This window comes from Streptomyces sp. NPDC102258 (genome assembly GCF_055584685.1).
In genome coordinates this window covers 14,850-34,395 of sequence record NZ_JBVJLO010000013.1, presented here as the reverse complement: position 1 = coordinate 34,395, position 19,546 = coordinate 14,850, and the positions used below count along the sequence as shown (strand labels likewise).

Genomic DNA, 19,546 nt, shown 5'->3' with positions numbered 1-19,546 from the left:
GCCGGCCGCGCGCGGGGCCGGCCGCGCGCGGGGCCGGCCGCGCGCGGGCCTCCTTCGGGGGCCGGGGTGATGCGGTGGATGCCGCCCACGGCGCGGCCGGGGGCGGCGTCATGGGTTGATCTGCGAGGCAGCTGTACGCGTCCGCGCAAGGGCGTCAGGGTCAGCGGCCTCGCCGGTCTCTCGGTGGTCCCGATGGACGGGGCGGAACGGCTGACCGCGCCCTGGTGAAGGGGCTGAGCGGGCGCCGGCTGAGCGGCTCGCTGGAGCTGGAGCGGGCCCGCGCCCTGCTGGAGGGCGCCGTGGACGCGGAGCCGGGGCCGCACTCCGGCTGACGGCGGCGGCTCCGGGACCGGGCCACGTACAAGACGACGCCAGGACCGACGCCAAGGGGCACGACGCGGAACGGCCCCCGTTCCTCCCTGGGCGGGAGGAACGGGGGCCGTCGGCCGCCGTGGTGTCCGTCAGACGGACAGCGGGCGGATCGCGGTCGGGGCGTGACCCGGCTCGGTGGCCAGCTCCTCGAACTCCGTGACGTCGCTCATGTCGACCGTCTTGCTCATCGCGATGTTGGTGACGCGCTCCAGGATGGCCTCGACGACGACCGGGACCTGGAACTCCTGGGCGAGCTTCTTGGCCTCCTCGAAGGCCTCGCCCAGCTTGTCCGGGTCGGTGACGCGGATGGCCTTGACGCCCAGGCCCTCGGCGACCTTGACGTGGTCGACGCCGTAGACGCCGAGCTCCGGGGTGTTGATGTTCTCGAATTCGAGGTTGACCTCGAAGTTGATGCCCAGGCCGCCCTGCGCCTGACGGATCAGGCCCAGGTAGGCGTTGTTCACCAGGACGTGGACGTACGGGACCTTGTGCTGGGCGGCGACCGCCAGCTCCTCGATCATGAACTGGAAGTCGTAGTCGCCCGAGAGCGCGACGATCGGGGTCTCCGGGTCCGCGGTGGCGGCGCCGATCGCGGCCGGGATGGTCCAGCCGAGCGGGCCGGCCTGGCCACAGTTGATCCAGTGGCGCGGGCGGTAGACGTGCAGGAACTGCGCCGCGGCGATCTGGGAGAGGCCGATGGTGGTGACGTAGCGGGTCTCGGGGCCGAAGGCCCGGTTCATCTCCTCGTAGACGCGCTGCGGCTTCAGGGGGATGTTGTCGAAGTGCGTCCGGCGCTGCAGGGTGGCCTTGCGCTCCTGCGCGGAGGCGGCCCAGGCGGAGAAGTCCGGCAGCTTGCCCTCGGCCTTGAGCTCCTTGGCGACCTCGATGAAGAGCTCCAGCGCGGCCTTGGCGTCGGAGGCGATGCCGAAGTCCGGGGCGAAGATCTTGCCGAGCTGGGTGGGCTCGATGTCGACGTGGACGAACTTGCGGCCCTTGGTGTACGCGTCCATGTTGTAGCCGGTGTGACGGTTGGCCCAGCGGTTGCCGATGCCGAAGACGAAGTCCGACTCCAGGAAGGTCGCGTTGCCGTAGCGGTGCGCGGTCTGGACGCCGACCATGCCGGCCGCCAGCTCGTGGTCGTCCGGGATGGTGCCCCAGCCCATCAGGGTGGAGATGACGGGGACGCCCACCAGCTCGGCGAACTCGACCAGCAGGTCGGTGGCGTCGGCGTTGATGATGCCGCCGCCGGCGACGATCAGCGGACGCTCGGACTCCAGCAGGAACTGGAGGGCCTTGACGGCCTGGGCGCGGGACGCCTGCGGCTTGTAGACCGGCAGCGGCTGGTAGGTCTCGGGGTCGAACTCGATCTCGGTGAGCTGGACGTCGATGGGCAGGTCGATCAGGACCGGGCCCGGACGGCCGGAGCGCATCAGGTGGAAGGCCTCCTGGAACACGCCCGGGACCTGCGCGGCCTCCAGGACGGTCGTGGCCTTCTTGGTGACGGGCTTGGCGATCGAGGCGATGTCGACGGCCTGGAAGTCCTCCTTGTGGAGCTTCGAGACCGGAGCCTGACCGGTGATGCACAGGATCGGGATCGAGTCCGCGATGGCCGAGTACAGGCCGGTGATCATGTCGGTGCCGGCCGGACCCGACGTACCGATGCAGACGCCGATGTTGCCCGCCTTGGCGCGGGTGTAGCCCTCCGCCATGTGCGAAGCGCCTTCGACGTGGCGGGCCAGCGTGTGGCTGATTCCGCCCACGTTCTTGAGCTCGCGGTAGAACGGGTTGATCGCGGCACCGGGGACGCCGAACGCTTGTTCGACACCTTCGAGCTTGAGGATCTCCACTGCAGCGGCGGCGGCTGTCATACGAGGCATCGAGTTCTCCTGCGGGTCCGACGGTCAGACTTTTCCGTAATCCGGAAGTATTGTTCTGCTATACGGAACAAGCTAAGCGGCCACCTGACGCACGTCAAGGCGCTTCGGGACCCCGGAACCCACCAAAAGGCGCATCTCGTTCGGTGAGTTGCACAAAAGGCCGGTCCATCCGCCCGATTCGGCGGCGGCCGGTGGGGGAGCATGGGTCCACGCGGGACGCGAACGGCGATCGAGGGGGTCCGGATCTCATGGCGGAAGCGGTACCGGTGCGCTGCCCGGAGTGCCGGCGCGAGAACGCGTACGCGGTCCCGGTCTTCCCCTGCGCCTGCGGGAGCCCGGTCGCGCCGGTGCTGGACCCGTCGGCGCCGGCGCGCAGGCTGGCGCACCGGACCTGGGCCGAGAGCTGGGTGACCGTACGGTGCGGGGCCTGTGGGCGGGAGAGCGAGTGGCCGCACCCGGAGGTGGGGTGCGCGTCGTGCGGGACGGTGGCCCGGCCGGCGGTGCTGACGGCGGACGGGCCGGGCGGGGGCGCCGCACCGGTGGCGCCCGCGGGCCGCGCGGCCGGTTCCGGTTCGGGTTACGGCTCCGGCTCCGATTCCGGCTCCGGCTCCGGTTCCGGCTCCGGCTCCGGCGCGCGGGGCGCCCGGGAGCCCGCATCGGACACGGAGGGGGTGCCGCCGGGGGCACGGACGCCGTTCCGGCCGGTGACCATCCGTACGGGACGGGACGCGGTCGCGACGGCCGCGCTGTACCTGCGCTGGCTCGGCTTCCGGGACGTCCGGCAGCCCGCCGGGCCGCCGCTGCCGTCGGCGGCGGTGGACCTGCGGGCCCCGGGGGTGGTGGCGCAGGTGGACCCGACGACGGCCCCGACCGGGCTGCGGGCGGTGGAGTGCGTCTGGCTGAACGCCCTGACGGCCGCGGCGGCCGGCGTCTGCTTCTCCCTCGCCGGCTATACCCGGGAGGCCCGGGAGCGGGCGGACGAGCTGGCCGTGCCGCTGTTCGTCATGGACCTCACGGGGGTCCCGCAGCCGGTCAACGACCCGGCGGACGAGCTGGTGGCGAAGGGGGCCTAGGCTCGGAGGCCTGCCCGCCTGTTCGACAGCCCGCCGAGGAGAGACCGATGAGCCTGTACGACATCCCGCTGACCACCCTGGACGACGAGCCCACCAGCCTCGCGGCCCACAAGGGCAAGGCGATCCTGCTGGTGAACACCGCTTCGCAGTGCGGTCTCACCCCCCAGTACTCGGGGCTGGCCCGGCTGCAGTTCGCGTACGCGGAGAAGGGCTTCACCGTCATCGGCGTGCCCTGCAACCAGTTCGGCGGCCAGGAGCCGGGCAGCGCCGAGGACATCCAGACCTTCTGCGCGGCGGGCTTCGGGGTGACCTTCCCGATGCTGGAGAAGACCGAGGTGAACGGCGAGAACCGGCACCCCCTGCACCGCGAGCTGGTGAAGACCGCGGACGCCGAGGGCGAGGCGGGGGACATCCAGTGGAACTTCGAGAAGTTCCTGATCTCCCCCGCCGGCGAGGTCGTGGCGCGCTTCCGCCCGCGCACCGAGCCCGAGGCCCCCGAGGTCATCGCGGCGATCGAGGCGCAGCTGCCGGCGTAGCGCGGCGCGTACGTACGCGTATGTAGGCCTATGTACGCGTACGGAGGCCTGCCTAGAAGTCGGCTTCGTCGTACTCCCCGGCCGAGCCGGACGCGGTGAGCTCCCGCAGCTCCACCCGGCGGATCTTGCCGGACACCGTCTTGGGAAGTTCGGCGAACTCGATGCGGCGGATCCGCTTGTACGGGGAGAGGACCGCCCGGGAGTGGGCGAAGAGCATCCGGGCGGTCTCCTCGCCGGGCTCCCAGCCCGCGGCGAGGGTGACGTACGCCTTCGGCACCGCGAGCCGCAGCGCGTCGGGGGCCGGGACGACGGCTGCCTCGGCGACGGCCTCGTGCTCCAGCAGAGCGCTCTCCAGCTCGAACGGGCTGATCTTGTAGTCGGACGCCTTGAAGACGTCGTCGGCGCGGCCGACGTAGGTCAGGTAGCCGTCCGCGTCGCGGGAGGCGATGTCGCCGGTGCGGTAGAGCCCGCCCGCCATGGCCTCGGCGGTGCGTTCCGGGTCGTCGCGGTAGCCGGTCATCACTCCGGCCGGCGACCCGGCGGGGACGGGGCGCAGGTCCACGCAGACCTCGCCCTCGTCCGGCGACTCCTCGCCGGTGACGGCGTCCAGCAGGACGATGCGGTAGCCGGGGGCGGGGCGGCCCATGGAGCCCGGTTTGACCGGGGCGCCGGGGAAGTTGCCGACCTGGAGGGTGGTCTCGGTCTGGCCGAAGCCGTCGCGGATGGTGATCCCCCAGGCCTGCCGGACCCTGTCGATGACCTCGGGGTTCAGGGGTTCGCCCGCGGCGACGGCCTCACGCGGCGGGTTCTTGAGCTTCGTGAGGTCGGACTGGATCAGCATCCGCCAGACGGTGGGCGGTGCGCAGAAGGTGGTGACCGCCCCGCGGTCCATCTCCGCCATCAGCCGCTCGGCGTCGAAGCGGGTGTAGTTGTGGACGAAGACGGTCGCGCCCGCGTTCCAGGGGGCGAAGAGGTTGGACCAGGCGTGCTTGGCCCAGCCGGGCGAGGCGATGTTGAGGTGGACGTCGCCGGGGCGCAGGCCGAGCCAGTACATGGTGGACAGGTGCCCGATCGGGTACGAGGCGTGGGTGTGCTCGACCAGCTTGGGGCGGTCGGTCGTGCCCGAGGTGAAGTACAGCATCAGCGGATCGGTGGCGAGGGTCTCCCCGTCCCGCTCGAAGTGCCGGCCGGCCCCGTACATGTCCTCCAGGCGCCGCCAGCCGGTGGGGATGTCGGCGCCGGCGGCGATACGGGTGTAGGTGCCGGGGACCTGGTCGAACTTGGCCGTGTCCTCGGCCCGTGCGATCACATGGCGTACGCCGCCACGGTCGACGCGGTCGCGCAGGTCGGCCGGACCGAGCAGCGGGGTGGCCGGGATGACGACGGCGCGCAGTTTCATCGCGCCGAGCATCACCTCCCACAGCTCGCGCTGGTTGCCGAGCATGACCAGGATCCGGTCGCCGGCGGCGACGCCCTGGGCCCGGAGCCAGTTCGCGGCGCAGGCCGAGGTTCCGCTCAGCTGCTCGAAGGTGATCCCGTGGCTGGTGCCGTCCTCCTCCACGATGCGCAGGGCGTCGGCTCCGTTTTCGGCCGCGATGCGGTCGAACCAGTCGAGGGCCCAGTTGAAGCGCTCGGGGCGGGGCCAGGTGAATCCGGCGTAGGCGGCTTCGTAGTCGCCGCGGTGGGCGAGCAGGAAGTCCCGCGCGGCCAGGAAGGAGTCGGCGGTGGCGCTGTTCTCGGTCATGACAGGCATCGTGCCGCGCCGGACGGGGGCTCCACCAGGGCGGCGTCAGCCGTGGATTGACCCGAAGCGGACGCTGCCGGTGCCGCCGGCCAGGCCGGAGAGCAGCTCGTGGCCCTCGGCTTCGATCGCGCGTCTGCGCCCGGGGGTGTGCGTACCGAAGAGTTCGACGGTGAGGCGGGGCTCTTGCTCCTCCCCGTCCATGCGCCAGAGTCCGGCGAGGAAGCCGTCGACGAGGAGGGTGCGGTGGGCCTGGTTGCCGGTCCAGGCGCGGCCCTTGAGCTCGGGGGCGATGACGCGGGAGCGGTCGGCGTGCGAGAGGAGCAGGTTGTCGAACTCGGGGAGGAAGCGGGGCGGTGCGGGCGTGTCGGGGGCGGGCCGGGGCGCGTCGGGCAGGTCGAACAGCTCGACGCCGTTCTCGTCACGGAAGGTCAGCAGGCGGGGACGCAGCCGTTCGAAGGCCGCGCGCAGCCGGGTGAGCCCGGCCCAGGTCTGCATGTCCTTGACGGAGGCGGGTCCGAAGGCGCCGAGGTAGCGCAGCACCACCTCCTCGACGGGCGGGGCCGGCGCGGCGGACTTTCCGAGCCACCGCTCGACGGTGGTGAGCCGCACCTGGCCGCCGCGGCCCCAGACGCCCCGGGGGGTGACCTGCACGAGCGGGAGCAGGCAGCGCGCGGCGACGGCCAGGGCCCGGGGGTCGGCGGCGGGCCACTCGCCCCGCAGCTCGTCGCGGATCTCCCCCATGGTGCGCGGCCCGGCCTCGACGAAGTCCCGGGCCCGCTCCTTCAGCCGGTCCAGGTCGACGCCGGTCAGGCCGGTGCGGAAGGCGCCGAGCTCGCGGTCGCGGGCGGGCTGGACGAGGGGCCTGAGGGTGAGGGCGTCCTGGGCGGTGTGGGTGTGGAGGGTGGAGCGCAGGGTGACCATGCGGACCACCTCCCGGGACTCCATCAGCCGCGCGAGCTCCTCGGGGCGGAACCCGGCGAGGCGGGCGTGCAGCTGGAAGTAGGGCGGCTTGACGTTCTGCGCCTGGAGCCCGAGCAGATGGCCGACCGCGTCCCCGGCGGACATCTCGGCGCGGCTCAGCAGCAGCTGCCGGGCGAGCGTGGCCCGGTTCAGCGCGCGGGGGCCGAGGACGGGGCCGTTCCTGGACGCCATACGGGCACGCTAACCGCCCGCCCTCCCCTCCCCCACTCCGGGCTCGCCACCCGGAACCTCCCCCTTTCTCCCTATATGCTGCTCTTCACCCGTAAACGTACGTATGACGTGAACGCCTGTCCCCCTCCCCGGGAGCTGACCTGCGATGCCGGAGCGCCCAGACCGCCGCCCCTCGTCCCCGCCCCCGTCCCCGCCCGGGAAGCGCTCGGGCCGGCTCCGCGCGTCCACCCCGCCGCCCACCGCCCCGCCGAGCCCGGCCCCCGCCCCGCTCCCCCCGGACCACCGGAGCGTGATCGACTCCGCCGTCTACCGCGACGGCCGCCGGGTCTCCTCCCCGCCCACCCTCGCGGACACCTTCCGGCAGCTGCGCGAACAGCACGGCGGCATGGCCTGGATCGGCCTGCACCGCCCCACCCAGGACGAACTCCACTCCCTGGCAGCCGAGTTCAACCTCCACCCGCTCTCCATCGAAGACGCCCTGGAGGCCCACCAGCGCCCGAAACTGGAGCGCTACGGCGACACCCTCTTCGTGGTCCTGCGCGCGGCCCGCTACCTGGACGCCCCGGAGGAGGTCGACTTCGGCGAACTCCACGTCTTCGTCGGCCCGGACTTCCTGATCACCGTCCGCCACGGGGCCGCCCCCGACCTCTCCGCCGTCCGCCGCCGCATGGAGGCGACCCCGGAGCTCCTCTCCCTCGGCCCGGAAGCCGCCCTGTACGCGATCCTCGACGCGGTGGTGGACGGCTACGCCCCGGTTGTCGCGGGCGTCCAGAACGACATGGACGAGATCGAGACGGAGGTCTTCCGCGGCGACCCGGAGGTCTCCCGCCGCATCTACGAACTCTCCCGCGAAATGGTCGAGTTCCAACGCGCCACCCGCCCCCTGGTCGGCATGCTCCACGGCCTGATGGCCGGCTTCGCCAAGTACGGCACGGACGAGGAACTCCAGCGCTACCTCCGCGACGTCGCCGACCACGTCACCCACACCAGCGAACGCGTAGACGGCTTCCGCCAGGCCCTCACCGAAATCCTCACGGTCAACGCCACCCTGGTCTCCCAACAACAGAACGCCGAAATGCGCGCCCTGGCCGAAGCCGGCTTCGAACAGAACGAGGAGATCAAAAAAATCTCCAGCTGGGCCGCCATCCTCTTCGCCCCCACCCTGGTAGGCACGATCTACGGCATGAACTTCGAAACCATGCCCGAGCTGAGCTGGCACTTCGGCTACCCGTTCGCGATCCTGCTGATGGCAGTGGTCTGCGTGAGCCTCTACGTCATCTTCAAGAAGCGCGACTGGCTGTAGACCGCACATCAGCACCGTTGATCGTCTCGTAACGACAACGGATGGCGCAGCAGATGCTGTGCCACCCGTTGTCGCGACCAGGTCTGTCCGGTCTCCCCCAACGACTACAAGCCGGCAGTCGTCCAACAACCTTGCCCGTAGGGCGTCGATGTCCGACCCCCTGTCTAGCCTGTCTCCGTGAAGCCCACCGATGACCGACAGTTCCCCGCCGCGCTCGCCACTGCGATGGCCGTTCGATTCGACTACGCCGACGGGAAGACCGGGGTCGACTTCGAGCCCTTCCCGGCCTTCCTGTCCGCTGCCGAGACCACCGACTGGTTCCAGGCGTGGACCGGGAACAGCGAACTGGACGGCAACGACTTCCGCGTGTTCGGACAGGACGGCACGGGCGGGTACGCGGCGTTCTGGCTCATCCGCCCGATCCGGCCACTGACCGAGCAACCCGTCGTCTTCCTCGGCTCCGAGGGCGAAACCGGTGTCGTCGCCCGCGATCTGGGCGACTTCTTGTGGCTACTGGCCGACGGCTTCGGCCCCTGGGAAGCCGCCACCTCGTACGAACCCGACTGGAGGGCCCGCCCGAACCCGGAGCTGGCCGCCATCGCCGAAGGATTCGCACCGCACCGCCGCTCGGCCTCAGCCGTGATCGAGCTGGCGGCCCAGGAGTTCCCGAACTTCGACGACACCATCATGAGGCTCTGCCGCTGAACCCCGCGTCGTCACCAGCACGACCGGCTCGCCCCTTCGGCACGGTCCCCACAGCAGGGGAATGGGGGCCGCTACTCGAATCACCACGGCTCCCTGCCGCGTCTGAGCATCGCTATAGCCTCTGCCCATGAACCATCGGGAAGGCGAGAACACGCTGGTCCTGGAGGCCCGCGAGATGCTGGCCACCGGGCAGGGCGAAGAGGAGGTCTTCGCAGAACTGGCCGCGCACAACGGTGACTGGGGCGCCTGCGCGTTGGCCCTGTGTCTAGCCCTCGGGGTGCCCCGGACGGACGCCGAAGCCCGAATCCACGAGGCTCGGCCCCTCTTCGACGAGTTCGAAGTGGGAGAGGAAGACCTCGTCGCCATGCTTCTCGCCTGTGGGCACGTGTTCGTCGTGGACCGGATGCTGGACGGTCGCGGTGAGCGGATCCGTGACCTGTTGTGGACTGCCGCCTGTGCCCGCGGAGGCTTCCCTGGCGGCATGATCCCCTGGTTCCGTACCGGCGAGCTGACGAACATCTTTCTGCTCTTCGCGCGGACCCGGTTCCGGGACGAGCGGGGCTCACCTCCCGAGTTCTGGGCGGCCATGGTTACGGCCGGGGAACTACTGGCGACCGAGGACGGCTCGGACCAGGCAGAGGTGGCGGCGGGGCTGGAACATTGCCGGGGGCAGGCGACCTCCTTCGGTACGGATTCGCTGGAGCGGCCTCGAAGTGGACGCTCCATCCGCCCCGGGTAACCGTTTGCCAACCTCAGCTTGCGTCAACCGCCACCGAAACGCCCGGTAAACCACCCAGTCCCGCCCCTGGCGCCGCAAGAAGCCGGCACCACCGGACGCTCGGCTCGTCCGTCCGATACGCGCCCTCGCCGCGCTCCCCGAAGCGACCCCTGGCACACTCTGCGACTCCGGCACCTTTACGCGCTCCCGACCGAATGGGTGACATGAGTCATTGCCGACCCGGGCGGGACACTATTTTCGGTCGTAAACCTGAAGAGGGAGGCGTAGTGGCTCGAAGAATCCAGGTGGCGACCCTTGTTCGCGAACAATTCAAGGGTGTAGACCTGCCCGGAATTAAGCAACGCCTAGCAACCAAGAAGGAGTGCTGCCGGGCGTGCGGAAAATCAATCGGTTCAAATAGTCCCGCCAACCTGATCGCCATCATTCACCGCGAGAGTCGCATCAAGTGGGCTGCACTCGTGCATCCACAGTGCGGAAGCTCGGGAATCTACACCACGGACCGCGCACCGGACGAGAACCGGGTGTATTTCGAGGTCGAGTGTGCCCTGATGGTCGGCGAAAGAGGAGCTGTTCCCGCCCTCATCTTGGATACCTACGGAGGCTACAAGATCACACGCACTGGGGAGGTCCACGACAATCTACTCGCCGGGTTCGCCGGGTTCGGGTTCGCCTACCCGGAGTGGATCGATCGCGAGGACAGCGAGGACGCTCAGGCGATCGACGAGACCGAGCACACACCAGGACTGACCGCCCACTTCGAGTCCGGCGAAATGCTCATCTCCTCGGAAGGTTCGGAACTCCTCCGCCTGGCCAACCTCAATTACTACCCCCGCTGGTACAGAGCCCTCCACTGCGGCGCATTGTTCGTGAGCATTGGCCGCAATCTGCAGGGAATGACCTTCGACAGCTTGAAACATATTCAGCGTGCCGCAAGCGCAAAGGAACTGGTCAGCGCAGTCGCAGCAACTTCTGTGGCACCAGCCGAGCCCAGCTCATCCTGCGGTTGCGTCAACGGCGCCACACGAACCTTCGCTTTGTGCTGCGATAATCCCGACGGGCCCGAGGAGTGAAGTGGCCGGCACCAGCATCGATCTCGACGCGTTCCCTCCAGACACTCTCGCCACACGGAACGGCCAGATCACTCCGATCGGGGAACTGGTCATCGCGAGGGTGGCCAAGGACCTGACCGCCATCTGCCAACAAGCCCCCGACCGGCAGGCCGCGATCGATGCGCTCCGAGAGGTCATCCCCGAGCCAATTGCAGGGCCCAGCCGCAGCCGACGCCCCACAGGGGGTCGCCGGTGAGGGCGGCGTCGCCGATGAGGGCGAGGCCCGGGGCGGTCGGCTTGCGGGTGTGCAGGGGGTAGTCGAGGGCGCCGGTGATCTTCGAGATGCGTTCGGCGGAGTCGATGGGCGGGGCTTCGGGCAGGGCGCGCACGAAGGCGTGGAAGCTGCCCTCCAGGTCCTTCCGGAAGGCCGGCAGCCGTTCCTTGGAGGGGAGCACCGCGAGCACCGTGACGCCACCGTCGTTCGGGAAGGCGTACGCCATGTCGGGTTCCAGGAACCAGGTCTGGCCGATTCCGCCGTGCAGCGGCAGGTCGCGGAAGTGGGCGAGGTAGCCGAAGCGGGCGTTGGCGTAGTGGCGGACGGGGACCCCGGCGAGCTTCGCCACCGTCGAGTCCTTGCCGTCGGCGCCGACCACCAGGCGGGCCCGGAGTTCCCGCTCGCCGTGGGGCGTGGACGTACGCACCCCCACCGTCCGCCCCGCTTCCCGGGGCAGGCCCGTCACCTTGTGGCCGAGGAGCACGTCGACGCCCGGGGTCCGCGCCGCGTGGGACCTGATCAGCGGGTCGAGCGTGCTGCGGCGGACGTTGTACGCGTACGGCAACGGCGGGCCGCCCGGTGCCGCCTTCGGCTCGATCCAGGCCCAGCGGGTGTACCAGCGGGCGGCGTTGCGCACCGCTCCCGCCTGCTCCAGGGCGGGTATGCCGCCCCGCTGATCACGACGTCGTAGTCGGGTGTGGTGGGCATGCACCGGCCTCCCTGAGAGGGGAAGCCCCCAAGTGTAGGGAGGGAGGCGGGAGTTCAGAACGGAACGGTCAGGACGGGCGGGGTGCGGCGGCCTCGCGGTGCATGCCTGTGCACAGGGCCCAGATGACGACGGTGTTGAGGAAGATCAGGATGAGGGCCCACAGGGGGTAGTACGGGAGCCACAGGAAGTTGGCGATCGCGCCCAGGCCGGCGATCGTGACGCCGAAGAGGCGGGCCCAGAGAGCGCCGCGCAGGACGGCGATGGCGGCGCCGATGAGCAGGACGCCGATGACCAGGTGGATCCAGCCCCAGCCCGTCAGGCTGAACTCGAACACGTAGTGGCGGGTGGCGAGGAACACGTTGTCCGTGGCGATGGCCGAGATCCCCTCGAAGACGGCCATCGCGCCACCGAAGATCATCAGGGCGGCTGCCAGGTCGGTGGTGCCGGAGGTGGGCGCGCGCCAGGGGTGCGGGGTGTCGTGGAGGTTGCTGGCGTCATGGGCCATGTCGGTTCTCCCTGCCTCACGGAGCCGGAACCCGGCACGCCCGGGTCGGCGGAGTACCCCGTTTTCAGCCTGGCACGGGGACTTCCCCTCGGCATCCGGGGGCCAGGAGGCGGGTGAGCCAGGTCGTGCGGGCGGTGCGGGCGGAGGCGGTGAGGGCGGAGTCGGGGGCCAGGCTGTCGAAGCCGTGGCAGGCGCCGGGCCAGACGTGGAGTTCCGCCTGGCCGCCGGAGCGCCAGAGGGTGTTCGCGTACGCCACCGCCTCGTCCCGGAACATCTCGGCCGAGCCGGCCTCGATGTAGGCCGGCGGGAGCCCCGAGAGGTCCGTGGCGCGGGCGGGGGCGGCGTACGGCGGGAGGTCCGGGGCGCCCCGCCGGTCGCCGAGCAGGGCCTCCCAGGCGGTGGTGTGGGAGGTGAGGTCCCAGCGGTCGAGGCCGCTCATCTGGTGGCTGGAGAAGGTGGCGCCGCGGTCGTCCAGCATCGGGGACAGCAGGAGCTGCCCCAGCGGTACGGGACCGCCCCGGTCGCGGGTCAGCAGGGCGAGGGCCGCCGCGAGGCCGCCGCCCGCGCTCTTGCCGCCGAGGACGATGCGCTCCGCGTCGGCGCCGAGCTCGGCGGCGTGCGCGGCCGTCCAGACCAGGCCCGCGTAGCAGTCCTCCAGCGGGCCGGGGTAACGGGTGCGCGGCGCCAGCCGGTACTCGGCCGAGACGACGGCGAGTCCGAGCGGGAGGGCCCATTCGCGCAGGATCCGCGGCAGCACCGACCACGCGTTGCCCAGGATCATCGCGCCGCCGTGCAGGTAGTACAGCAGCGGCAGCGGACCGGCGAGCCCGGCCGGCCGGGCGCTCACCAGCGTGACGTCCGGCGCGCCCGGCGGTCCCGGCACGCGGTGCTCGGCCACCTCGAAGAGCCCGCCCGCGCGCAGTTCGGCAGCCGTCGGCCTGGGCCGGGCCGCCGCGTCCCGCTCTTGCACGGCGGCCAGGTTCTCCGGCGTGACCGGCTCCCTAGGCCGCCGCCGCGACGCGTCCAGTACGAGAGCCAGCTCGCGGTCCAGGGGCGGCGCGGGCCGCTCCACGGCCGGCCTGGGGGTCAGGGAAGGCGGGGGCCGCTCCACGGTCGCCTCGGGGTCCACGGGTGGCTCGGGCCGGTCCGCAGCCGGCCCGGGGGCCACGGACGGCGCAACCCGGTCCGTGCTCACGCGCCCGGCTCCGGCGGGTACGGCGGCCGGGCCGGCGGCCGGCGGCGGCTCGGGCCGCTCCACCACCGCCCCGGGACCCACCCGCGGCGCGGGCCGGTCCGCGTTCACGCCCCCGGCGCCGGGGGGTACGGCGGGCGGGCCGGCGGCGCCGGGGGTGCGGGCAAGGGCGGCAGGGCCGGGGTGTGCAGCCAGGCGGTGAGGAGGTCGTCCAGCGGCTCGATGGCGTAGCGGCCCGCGTGGGCGGCGAAGGCGGCGGTGGTGACCACCCCGTGGCGGTGGGCGGAGGCCCAGTCGCGGAGCATGCGGAAGAAGGCGCCGTCGCCGAGGGCGCAGCGCAGGGCGTGCACGGTGAGCCCGCCGCGCTGGTAGAGGCGGTCGTCGAACATGAGCTTGCGCCCCGGGTCGGCCAGCCGCAGGTCCTGCGGCTGCCCGGCCAGCAGCCGGTGGGCGGCGGTGGCCAGGTCGTGGGCGGTGCGGCCGCCGGAGCGCTCCGACCAGAGCCATTCCGCGTACTTGGCGAAACCCTCGTTCAGCCAGATGTGCCGCCAGTCGGCGATGGTGACGCTGTTGCCGAACCACTGGTGGGCGAGTTCGTGCGCGATGAGCCGCTCGGAACCCCGTACGCCGTCCACGTGGTTGGCGCCGAACAGCGAGAGGCCCTGCGCCTCGACCGGGACGTCGAGTTCCTCGTCGGCGACGACGACCGCGTACTCGCCGAAGGGGTAGGGCCCGAAGAGGTCCTCAAAGAGCCGCATCATGGCGGGCTGGCGGGCGAAGTCCCGGGAGAAGCGGGGCAGCAGGTGCGCGGGGACGTGGGCGCTCTGCGGGACGCCGTCGAGGCCGGGGTCGCCGAGCAGCACCGTCTGGTACAGGCCGATGGAGAGGCCGACCAGGTAGCTGGAGGTCGGTGCGGGCTGCTCGTAGACCCAGGTGGTGGTGGAGGCCCTGGTCGTACGGGTCAGCAGGCGGCCGCCGGCCACCACGGTGTACGCGGAGGGGGTGTTGACGGAGATCTGGTACGAGGCCTTGTCGGCGGGCCGGTCGTTGCAGGGGTACCAGGACGGCGCGCCGACGGGCTGGCTCGCGACGAGCGCGCCGTCGGTGAGCTCCTCCCAGCCGATGCCGCCCCACGGGCTGTTCACCGGCTTGGGGTTGCCCGCCCAGTGCACCTCGACGGTGAAGGCGGCGCCCGCGGGAAGCGGCTTGGCGGGCTTGATGCGGAGCTTGCCGCCGCGGTGGGCGTAGTGCGGGGCGCGGCCGTTCACCAGGACCCGGCCGACCCGGAACTCGGCGAGGTTGAGGGCGAACTCGGTGAGCGGGGCCCGGCCGGCGATGGCGCTGAGCCGGGCCGTCCCGGCGAGCCGGTTGGGGGCGGGACGGTAGTCCAGGGCGAGTTCGTACCGGTGCACACGGTAACGGGGGTCGCCGTTGGCCGGAAAGTACGGGTCCGATGCCGTTGTCTTCTGGCCGCTGCCGTTCATGGCCGTGTCTGCTCCCTGCGCTGTGCCCGGCCGCTCAGGACCGCCACGACTCGATCGGATTGCCCAGCCAGCGGGTGTCGGCGGGGACGGATTCCCCGGCCATCACGAGGGAGGCGGGACCCAGTGTGCTGCGGGCCCCGACCGTGCTCCCGGGCAGGACGATGCCGCCCGGGCCCAGGGTGGCGCCCTCGCGGAGGACCACAGTATCCGTCCTCAAGATCCGGTCGTGGAAGAGGTGGGTCTGCAGGACGCACCCCCGGTTGATGCTGACCCCGCTGCCCAGGGTGACCAGGTCGGTCTCGGGCAGCCAGTAGCTCTCGCACCACACGCCACGCCCGATGCGGGCGCCGAGGGAGCGCAGCCACAGCGACATCAGGGGCGTACCGGGGACGGATCCGGCCAGCCACGGTACGGCGAGGACCTCGACGAAGGTGTCGGCCAGTTCATTGCGCCACACGAAACCGCTCCACAGCGGGTGCTCGCCCGTGCGGTGGCGGCCGACCAGGAGCCATTTCGCGGCGGCGGAGACGGCGCAGGCGAGGATTCCGGCGGCGAGCAGGACGATCCCGGACAGCAGGGCCGCGCCCCAGATCCCGAGCCCCACGCCCCTTCCGGTGGCCAGGGCGCAGAGCGCGGCGCCGGTCAGGACGGCGAGCGCCGCCGAGCAGAACACGGGCACGAGGCGGCACAGTTCCACCAGGCCGCGCGCCCACAGCAGGTGGGCGGGCGGGTCGTAGGTGCGGCTCTGGTCGGAGTCGGCGGTGGAGCGCGGCAGCTTCACCGGCGGCAGGCCCAGGTACGAGCTGCCCTTCTTGGCCTTCTTCGGGGTGGCGGACAGGACGCCGACCAGCCCGTCGTCCGGTACGGAGCGGCCGGGCGCGGTCATGCCGGAGTTGCCGAGGAAGGCCCGGCGGCCGATCTCGGAGTGGCCGATGCGCATCCAGCCGCCGCCCAGTTCGTACGGGGCGGTCAGGGTGTCGTCGGCGAGGAAGGCACCCTCGCCGACGGTGGTGAGGCTGGGCAGGGCGAGGACGGTGGACACCTCGGCGCGGCGGCCGATCTTCATGCCGAGCAGCCGCAGCCATACGGGGGTGATCAGCCCGGCGTACAGCGGGAAGAGGGTTTCGCGGGCCAGGTCCATCAGCTGGGTGACGGTCCAGGCCTGGACGCCGATCCGGCTGTGGGTGGGGTGGAGCCCGGTGCGCAGCCCGAGGCTGAGCAGGCGTACGGAGACCAGCAGGAGCAGGGCGTACGCACACCCGAACGCGAGCGCGGCGGGGACCACGGCGAGCAGCGCCCCGCTCAGGGCGGCGCCGAGCCCGGCGTCGGCGGGGACGAAACGGGTGGCCACGAGGAGGGCGGGCGCGGCGGCGAGGACGGGCAGGACGTTCAGCCCGAAGCCGGCGGCCCCGTACACGGCCCGCCAGCGCAGCGGGCGCGGCGGGCGCTCCTTGGGCCAGTTGCGCTTGGCCTTGCCGAGTTTGACGGCGGGGGCCCCGGCCCAGCGCTGCCCGGTGGGGACCTGTCCGGCGACGGCGGAGCCGGGGGCGACCTCGGCGCGCTTGCCGACGCGGGCGCCGGGGAAGAGCAGGCTGCGGGTGCCGACGACGGCGCCCGCGCCGACCTTGACGGGGCCGATCACGAGCCGGTCGCCGTCCAGCCAGTGCCCGGAGAGGTCCACCTCGGACTCGACGGCGCAGCCGCGGCCCAGTTTGAGCATGCCGGTGACGGGGGGCAGGGAGTGCAGGTCGACCTCGGGGCCGATCCTGGCCCCCAGGGCGCGGGCGTAGCGCTCCAGCCAGGAGCCGGTGAGGGAGGTGGCGCCGGCGCACTCGGCGAGGCGTTCGGCGGTCCACAGCCGCAGGTGGACGCTGCCGCCGCGCGGGTGGCGGCCCGCGGTGACCCCGCGCAGCAGCAGGCGGGCGCCGCCGGCGGCGATGGCGAGGCGGCCGGGCGGGCTGAAGAGCAGGGCTGCGGCGGCGACGACGAGCCACCAGGGGGCGGTGGGCGCCCACGGGTAGGGGCCGAGGAGGTGCAGGACGTTGCCGAGGGCCAGCAGGGGCACGGTCCAGCGCAGTCCGACGAGGGTGAAGAGCGGAAGCAGCAGCAGGCACTGCGCCAGCTGGGAGCGGAGCCGGACGGGGGTGACGGTGCGGGCGGCGCCGTCGTCCTGGACGGACTTCTCCAGTCGCCGGGCCAGCTTGCGCAGGGTCGGCTGCTGGTAGATGTCGAGGACGGCGGCGCGGGGGTAGCGGGTGCGCAGGCGGGTGGTGAGCTGGGCGGCGGCGAGGCTGTTGCCGCCGATGGCGAAGAAGTCGTCGGCGGCGGTGGTGACGGCGACGCCGAGGACCTCGCTCCACTGCTCGGCGAGCCAGGCCTCGGTGCCGTAGAGCTGTTCGGTGGGGCCGGTGGGCTCCAGTCCGGTCAGCGGCCAGGGCAGGGCGTCGCGGTCGACCTTGCCGGAGGTGCGGGTGGGCAGTTCGTCGACGGGGGCGAGGAGCGGGACGAGGGCGGCGGGCAGTTCGGCGCGCAGGCGCTCGACGGCGGCGGCGTGGTCCCAGCCGTCCTGGGTGACGAGGTAGCCGACGAGGAGCTGGTTGCCGCCGCGCGCGGTGCGGACGGCGGCTGCGGCGCTGGCGACGCCGGGCAGGGCCTGGAGGGCGGAGTCGACCTCGCCGAGCTCGATGCGGCGGCCGCCGAGCTTGATCTGTTCGTCGCCGCGGCCGAGGAAGACCAGTCCCTCGGGTTCGGCGCGGACGAGGTCGCCGCTGCGGTAGGCGCGGTCCCAGCCGAGGGTTTCCAGGGGGGCGTACTTCTCGGCGTCCTTGGCGGGGTCGAGGTAGCGGGCGAGGCCGACGCCGCCGATGACGAGCTGGCCGCTGCCGCCCATCGGGACCGGTTCGCCGGACTCGTCGACGACGGCGAGTTCCCAGCCGTTGAGGGGCAGGCCGATGCGGATGGGTTCCTCGCCGGTCAGGAGCGAGGCGCAGGCGACGACGGTGGCCTCGGTGGGCCCGTACGTGTTCCAGACCTCGCGGCCCTCGGTGACCAGGCGCTGGGTCAGCTCGGGCGGGCAGGCCTCGCCGCCGAAGATCAGCAGCCGGACCTCGTTGAGCGCTTCGGGCTCCCAGAGGGCGGCGAGGGTGGGCACGGTGGAGACGACGGTGATCTCCTGCTCGGCCAGCCAGGGGCCGAGGTCGGCGCCGCTGCGGACCTGGGAGCGGGGTACGGGGACCAGGCAGGCGCCGTGCCGCCAGGCGAGCCACATCTCCTCGCAGGAGGCGTCGAAGGCGACGGAGAGCCCGGCCATGACGCGGTCGCCGGGGCCGATGGGCTCGTCTGCGTCGGCGAGGAAGAGGGCGGCCTCGGCGTCGACGAACGCGGCGGCGCTGCGGTGGCTGACGGCGACGCCCTTCGGCTTGCCGGTGGAGCCGGAGGTGAAGATGACCCACGCGTCGTGCTCGGGCCCTGGCCGGGCCGCCTGGCCGGCGGGGGCGAGGACGCCGACCCGGGATCCGGTGGCGTGCGTACGGGACGCCGAGCCGAAGGCGTCGGGGGCGCGGGCGTCGGTGCGGGGCCCCTGGCCGGGGGCAGCGGTACGGACGCCAGCGAGGACGCCGGTCCGGGAGCCCGTGGCATCCGTACGGGGCCCAATGCCGGAGGCACCCGTACCGCGGCCCGCGCCGGTGGGGTCGGGGACGTGGGCGTCGGAGCGGGCCTCCGGGGCGGTGGCGTCGGTGCCGATGCCGGGGCCGGGGCCGGTGGTGGGCATGGCCTCGATGCGGCCGGCGGCGCCCAGGATCGCCCGGACGCCCGCCTCGGCGAAGACGAGGTCGGCGCGTTCGTCGGGGTCCTCGGCGTCGACGGGTACGTACGCGGCTCCGGCGGCGAGGACGGCCAGGATGCCGGTGTACAGCTCGTTGGTGCCGGAGGGGACGCGGACGCCGACCCGGTCGCCGAGTCCGACTCCGGCGGCGGCGAGGGCACGGCGCCTGCGCTCGACCTCGACGGCGAGGGCCCGGTAGGTCAGCTGCTCGGTGCCGTCGTCGAGAGCGGGTTCGTCGGGGTGGTCCCGTACGGAGGCCTCCAGGACGTCGACGAGGGTGCGTGCCGGGGCGGCGGGTCCGGCACGGAACAGGGCGGACTTGCCGCTCTCCTCGTACGGGCTCCCGTCGTCCGGCAGGGTGGTCTCGCCGCGCTCTGGTGTGGCTGCCATGGGCCCTCGCGTCTCGTTCCGGGAAGCGTCCCGGGCCGCGCCGGCGGAGCCCGGGAGTGCCCGGGTTGTTCCAGTCCAGCTACGGACAACCCGCCAGTCTAGTGCGACGTCGAGAACTTTCCCGTCGAAGGCCGCCGCCTGGCCGGGAAAGGCACGACCGCCACGCCCCACCGCCCACGCAGCCCAACGCCCGACCCCGGCCCGGGCCGGGCAACGCCGGGACCGGGCCGGGGCCAGGCCAGGCGGCCCAAGACCGGGGTCAGGCTAGGCGGGGCCAGGACCAGGGCCAGAGCAGAGCCGGGCAGGGCAGGGCAGGCACCAGGGCCGGGCAGGCACCAGGGCTGGGCAAGGACCAGCGCTGGGCTGGGCCGGGCCGGGCCGGGCGCGGACCGCGCCCGATCCGGGCCCCGGCCAGACGCGGACCATGCGCGATACCGCCCGGCAGGCTCCTCGACCGTGGCGCGGGCGACGTCGCCCCCCTCGGTGATGGCATCGGCCCGGAGCCGGGACCCCCAAGGCCTGGCCGGGGCCAAGGCCGGGACCGGGTCCGGGCCAGGCACGGACCGCGCCCGATCCGGGCCCCGGCCAGACGCGGACCATGCGCGATACCGCCCGG

General features: G+C 72.5%; 14 protein-coding genes. 6 read left to right on the top strand and 8 right to left on the bottom strand.

Annotated elements, in window-relative coordinates; all coding sequences use genetic code 11:
- Positions 1–461: 461 nt before the first annotated feature.
- Positions 462–2,249 carry a glyoxylate carboligase gene (gene gcl, locus ACZ6ZT_RS22225; RefSeq protein ID WP_469721470.1) on the bottom strand — a complete coding sequence of 596 codons (1,788 nt, stop codon included), beginning with the start codon at positions 2,247–2,249 and terminating at the stop codon, positions 462–464.
- Between the two features lie 248 nt (positions 2,250–2,497).
- Here gcl and ACZ6ZT_RS22220 point away from each other — a divergent pair, with 248 nt between their 5' ends.
- Both ACZ6ZT_RS22220 and ACZ6ZT_RS22215 read left to right on the top strand, forming a co-directional pair.
- Positions 2,498–3,322 carry a hypothetical protein gene (locus ACZ6ZT_RS22220; RefSeq protein ID WP_469721468.1) on the top strand — a complete coding sequence of 275 codons (825 nt, stop codon included), beginning with the start codon at positions 2,498–2,500 and terminating at the stop codon, positions 3,320–3,322.
- Positions 3,323–3,369: 47 nt separating this feature from the next.
- Positions 3,370–3,858 carry a glutathione peroxidase gene (locus ACZ6ZT_RS22215; protein WP_469721466.1) on the top strand — a complete coding sequence of 163 codons (489 nt, stop codon included), beginning with the start codon at positions 3,370–3,372 and terminating at the stop codon, positions 3,856–3,858.
- 52 nt (positions 3,859–3,910) lie between these two features.
- On the opposite strand, the gene ACZ6ZT_RS22210 is transcribed toward ACZ6ZT_RS22215, so the two are convergent.
- A complete protein-coding gene (locus ACZ6ZT_RS22210) occupies positions 3,911–5,602 on the bottom strand; it encodes an AMP-binding protein (protein WP_469721464.1) in 1,692 nt (563 codons plus the stop codon).
- A 45-nt stretch (positions 5,603–5,647) separates the two neighbouring features.
- Positions 5,648–6,754: a winged helix DNA-binding domain-containing protein gene (locus ACZ6ZT_RS22205; protein ID WP_469721462.1), complete on the bottom strand. Its 1,107-nt coding sequence runs from the start codon at positions 6,752–6,754 to the stop codon at positions 5,648–5,650.
- 145 nt (positions 6,755–6,899) lie between these two features.
- Between ACZ6ZT_RS22205 and ACZ6ZT_RS22200 the strand changes: the two genes are divergently transcribed.
- The 4 genes from ACZ6ZT_RS22200 to ACZ6ZT_RS22185 all read left to right on the top strand — a co-directional run bounded on the left by ACZ6ZT_RS22200 (position 6,900) and on the right by ACZ6ZT_RS22185 (position 10,571).
- Positions 6,900–8,057, top strand: a complete 1,158-nt coding sequence (locus ACZ6ZT_RS22200; RefSeq protein ID WP_469721461.1) for a magnesium and cobalt transport protein CorA — start codon at positions 6,900–6,902, stop codon at positions 8,055–8,057.
- Positions 8,058–8,234: 177 nt separating this feature from the next.
- On the top strand, positions 8,235–8,762 hold the full coding sequence (locus ACZ6ZT_RS22195; protein WP_469721459.1) for an SMI1/KNR4 family protein: 528 nt from the start codon (positions 8,235–8,237) through the stop codon (positions 8,760–8,762).
- A gap of 127 nt (positions 8,763–8,889) precedes the next feature.
- Positions 8,890–9,501 carry a hypothetical protein gene (locus ACZ6ZT_RS22190; protein WP_469721457.1) on the top strand — a complete coding sequence of 204 codons (612 nt, stop codon included), beginning with the start codon at positions 8,890–8,892 and terminating at the stop codon, positions 9,499–9,501.
- Between the two features lie 284 nt (positions 9,502–9,785).
- Positions 9,786–10,571: a hypothetical protein gene (locus ACZ6ZT_RS22185; RefSeq protein ID WP_469721456.1), complete on the top strand. Its 786-nt coding sequence runs from the start codon at positions 9,786–9,788 to the stop codon at positions 10,569–10,571.
- A 173-nt stretch (positions 10,572–10,744) separates the two neighbouring features.
- Here the strand turns inward: ACZ6ZT_RS22185 and ACZ6ZT_RS22180 are convergent, their stop codons facing one another.
- The 5 genes from ACZ6ZT_RS22180 to ACZ6ZT_RS22160 all read right to left on the bottom strand — a co-directional run bounded on the left by ACZ6ZT_RS22180 (position 10,745) and on the right by ACZ6ZT_RS22160 (position 18,930).
- Complete coding sequence (locus tag ACZ6ZT_RS22180) at positions 10,745–11,536, bottom strand: FAD-dependent monooxygenase (protein ID WP_469721454.1); 792 nt, start codon at positions 11,534–11,536, stop codon at positions 10,745–10,747.
- A 64-nt stretch (positions 11,537–11,600) separates the two neighbouring features.
- A complete protein-coding gene (locus ACZ6ZT_RS22175) occupies positions 11,601–12,038 on the bottom strand; it encodes a DUF7144 family membrane protein (RefSeq protein WP_469721452.1) in 438 nt (145 codons plus the stop codon).
- Between the two features lie 64 nt (positions 12,039–12,102).
- Positions 12,103–13,110: an alpha/beta hydrolase gene (locus ACZ6ZT_RS22170; RefSeq protein ID WP_469721577.1), complete on the bottom strand. Its 1,008-nt coding sequence runs from the start codon at positions 13,108–13,110 to the stop codon at positions 12,103–12,105.
- Between the two features lie 227 nt (positions 13,111–13,337).
- Complete coding sequence (locus ACZ6ZT_RS22165; RefSeq protein WP_469721451.1) at positions 13,338–14,714, bottom strand: M1 family metallopeptidase; 1,377 nt, start codon at positions 14,712–14,714, stop codon at positions 13,338–13,340.
- 34 nt (positions 14,715–14,748) lie between these two features.
- Positions 14,749–18,930, bottom strand: a complete 4,182-nt coding sequence (locus ACZ6ZT_RS22160; RefSeq protein ID WP_469721450.1) for a Pls/PosA family non-ribosomal peptide synthetase — start codon at positions 18,928–18,930, stop codon at positions 14,749–14,751.
- Positions 18,931–19,546: the final 616 nt, after the last annotated feature.

Excerpts from the sequence above, each read along its gene's own strand:
- gcl (WP_469721470.1), bottom strand. The coding sequence starts at position 2,249 with ATGCCTCGTATGACAGCCGCCGCCGCTGCAGTGGAGATCCTCAAGCTC.
- ACZ6ZT_RS22220 (WP_469721468.1), top strand. The coding sequence starts at position 2,498 with ATGGCGGAAGCGGTACCGGTGCGCTGCCCGGAGTGCCGGCGCGAGAAC.
- ACZ6ZT_RS22215 (WP_469721466.1), top strand. The coding sequence starts at position 3,370 with ATGAGCCTGTACGACATCCCGCTGACCACCCTGGACGACGAGCCCACC.
- ACZ6ZT_RS22210 (WP_469721464.1), bottom strand. The coding sequence starts at position 5,602 with ATGACCGAGAACAGCGCCACCGCCGACTCCTTCCTGGCCGCGCGGGAC.
- ACZ6ZT_RS22205 (WP_469721462.1), bottom strand. The coding sequence starts at position 6,754 with ATGGCGTCCAGGAACGGCCCCGTCCTCGGCCCCCGCGCGCTGAACCGG.
- ACZ6ZT_RS22200 (WP_469721461.1), top strand. The coding sequence starts at position 6,900 with ATGCCGGAGCGCCCAGACCGCCGCCCCTCGTCCCCGCCCCCGTCCCCG.
- ACZ6ZT_RS22190 (WP_469721457.1), top strand. The coding sequence starts at position 8,890 with ATGAACCATCGGGAAGGCGAGAACACGCTGGTCCTGGAGGCCCGCGAG.
- ACZ6ZT_RS22175 (WP_469721452.1), bottom strand. The coding sequence starts at position 12,038 with ATGGCCCATGACGCCAGCAACCTCCACGACACCCCGCACCCCTGGCGC.
- ACZ6ZT_RS22165 (WP_469721451.1), bottom strand. The coding sequence starts at position 14,714 with ATGAACGGCAGCGGCCAGAAGACAACGGCATCGGACCCGTACTTTCCG.
- ACZ6ZT_RS22160 (WP_469721450.1), bottom strand. The coding sequence starts at position 18,930 with ATGGCAGCCACACCAGAGCGCGGCGAGACCACCCTGCCGGACGACGGG.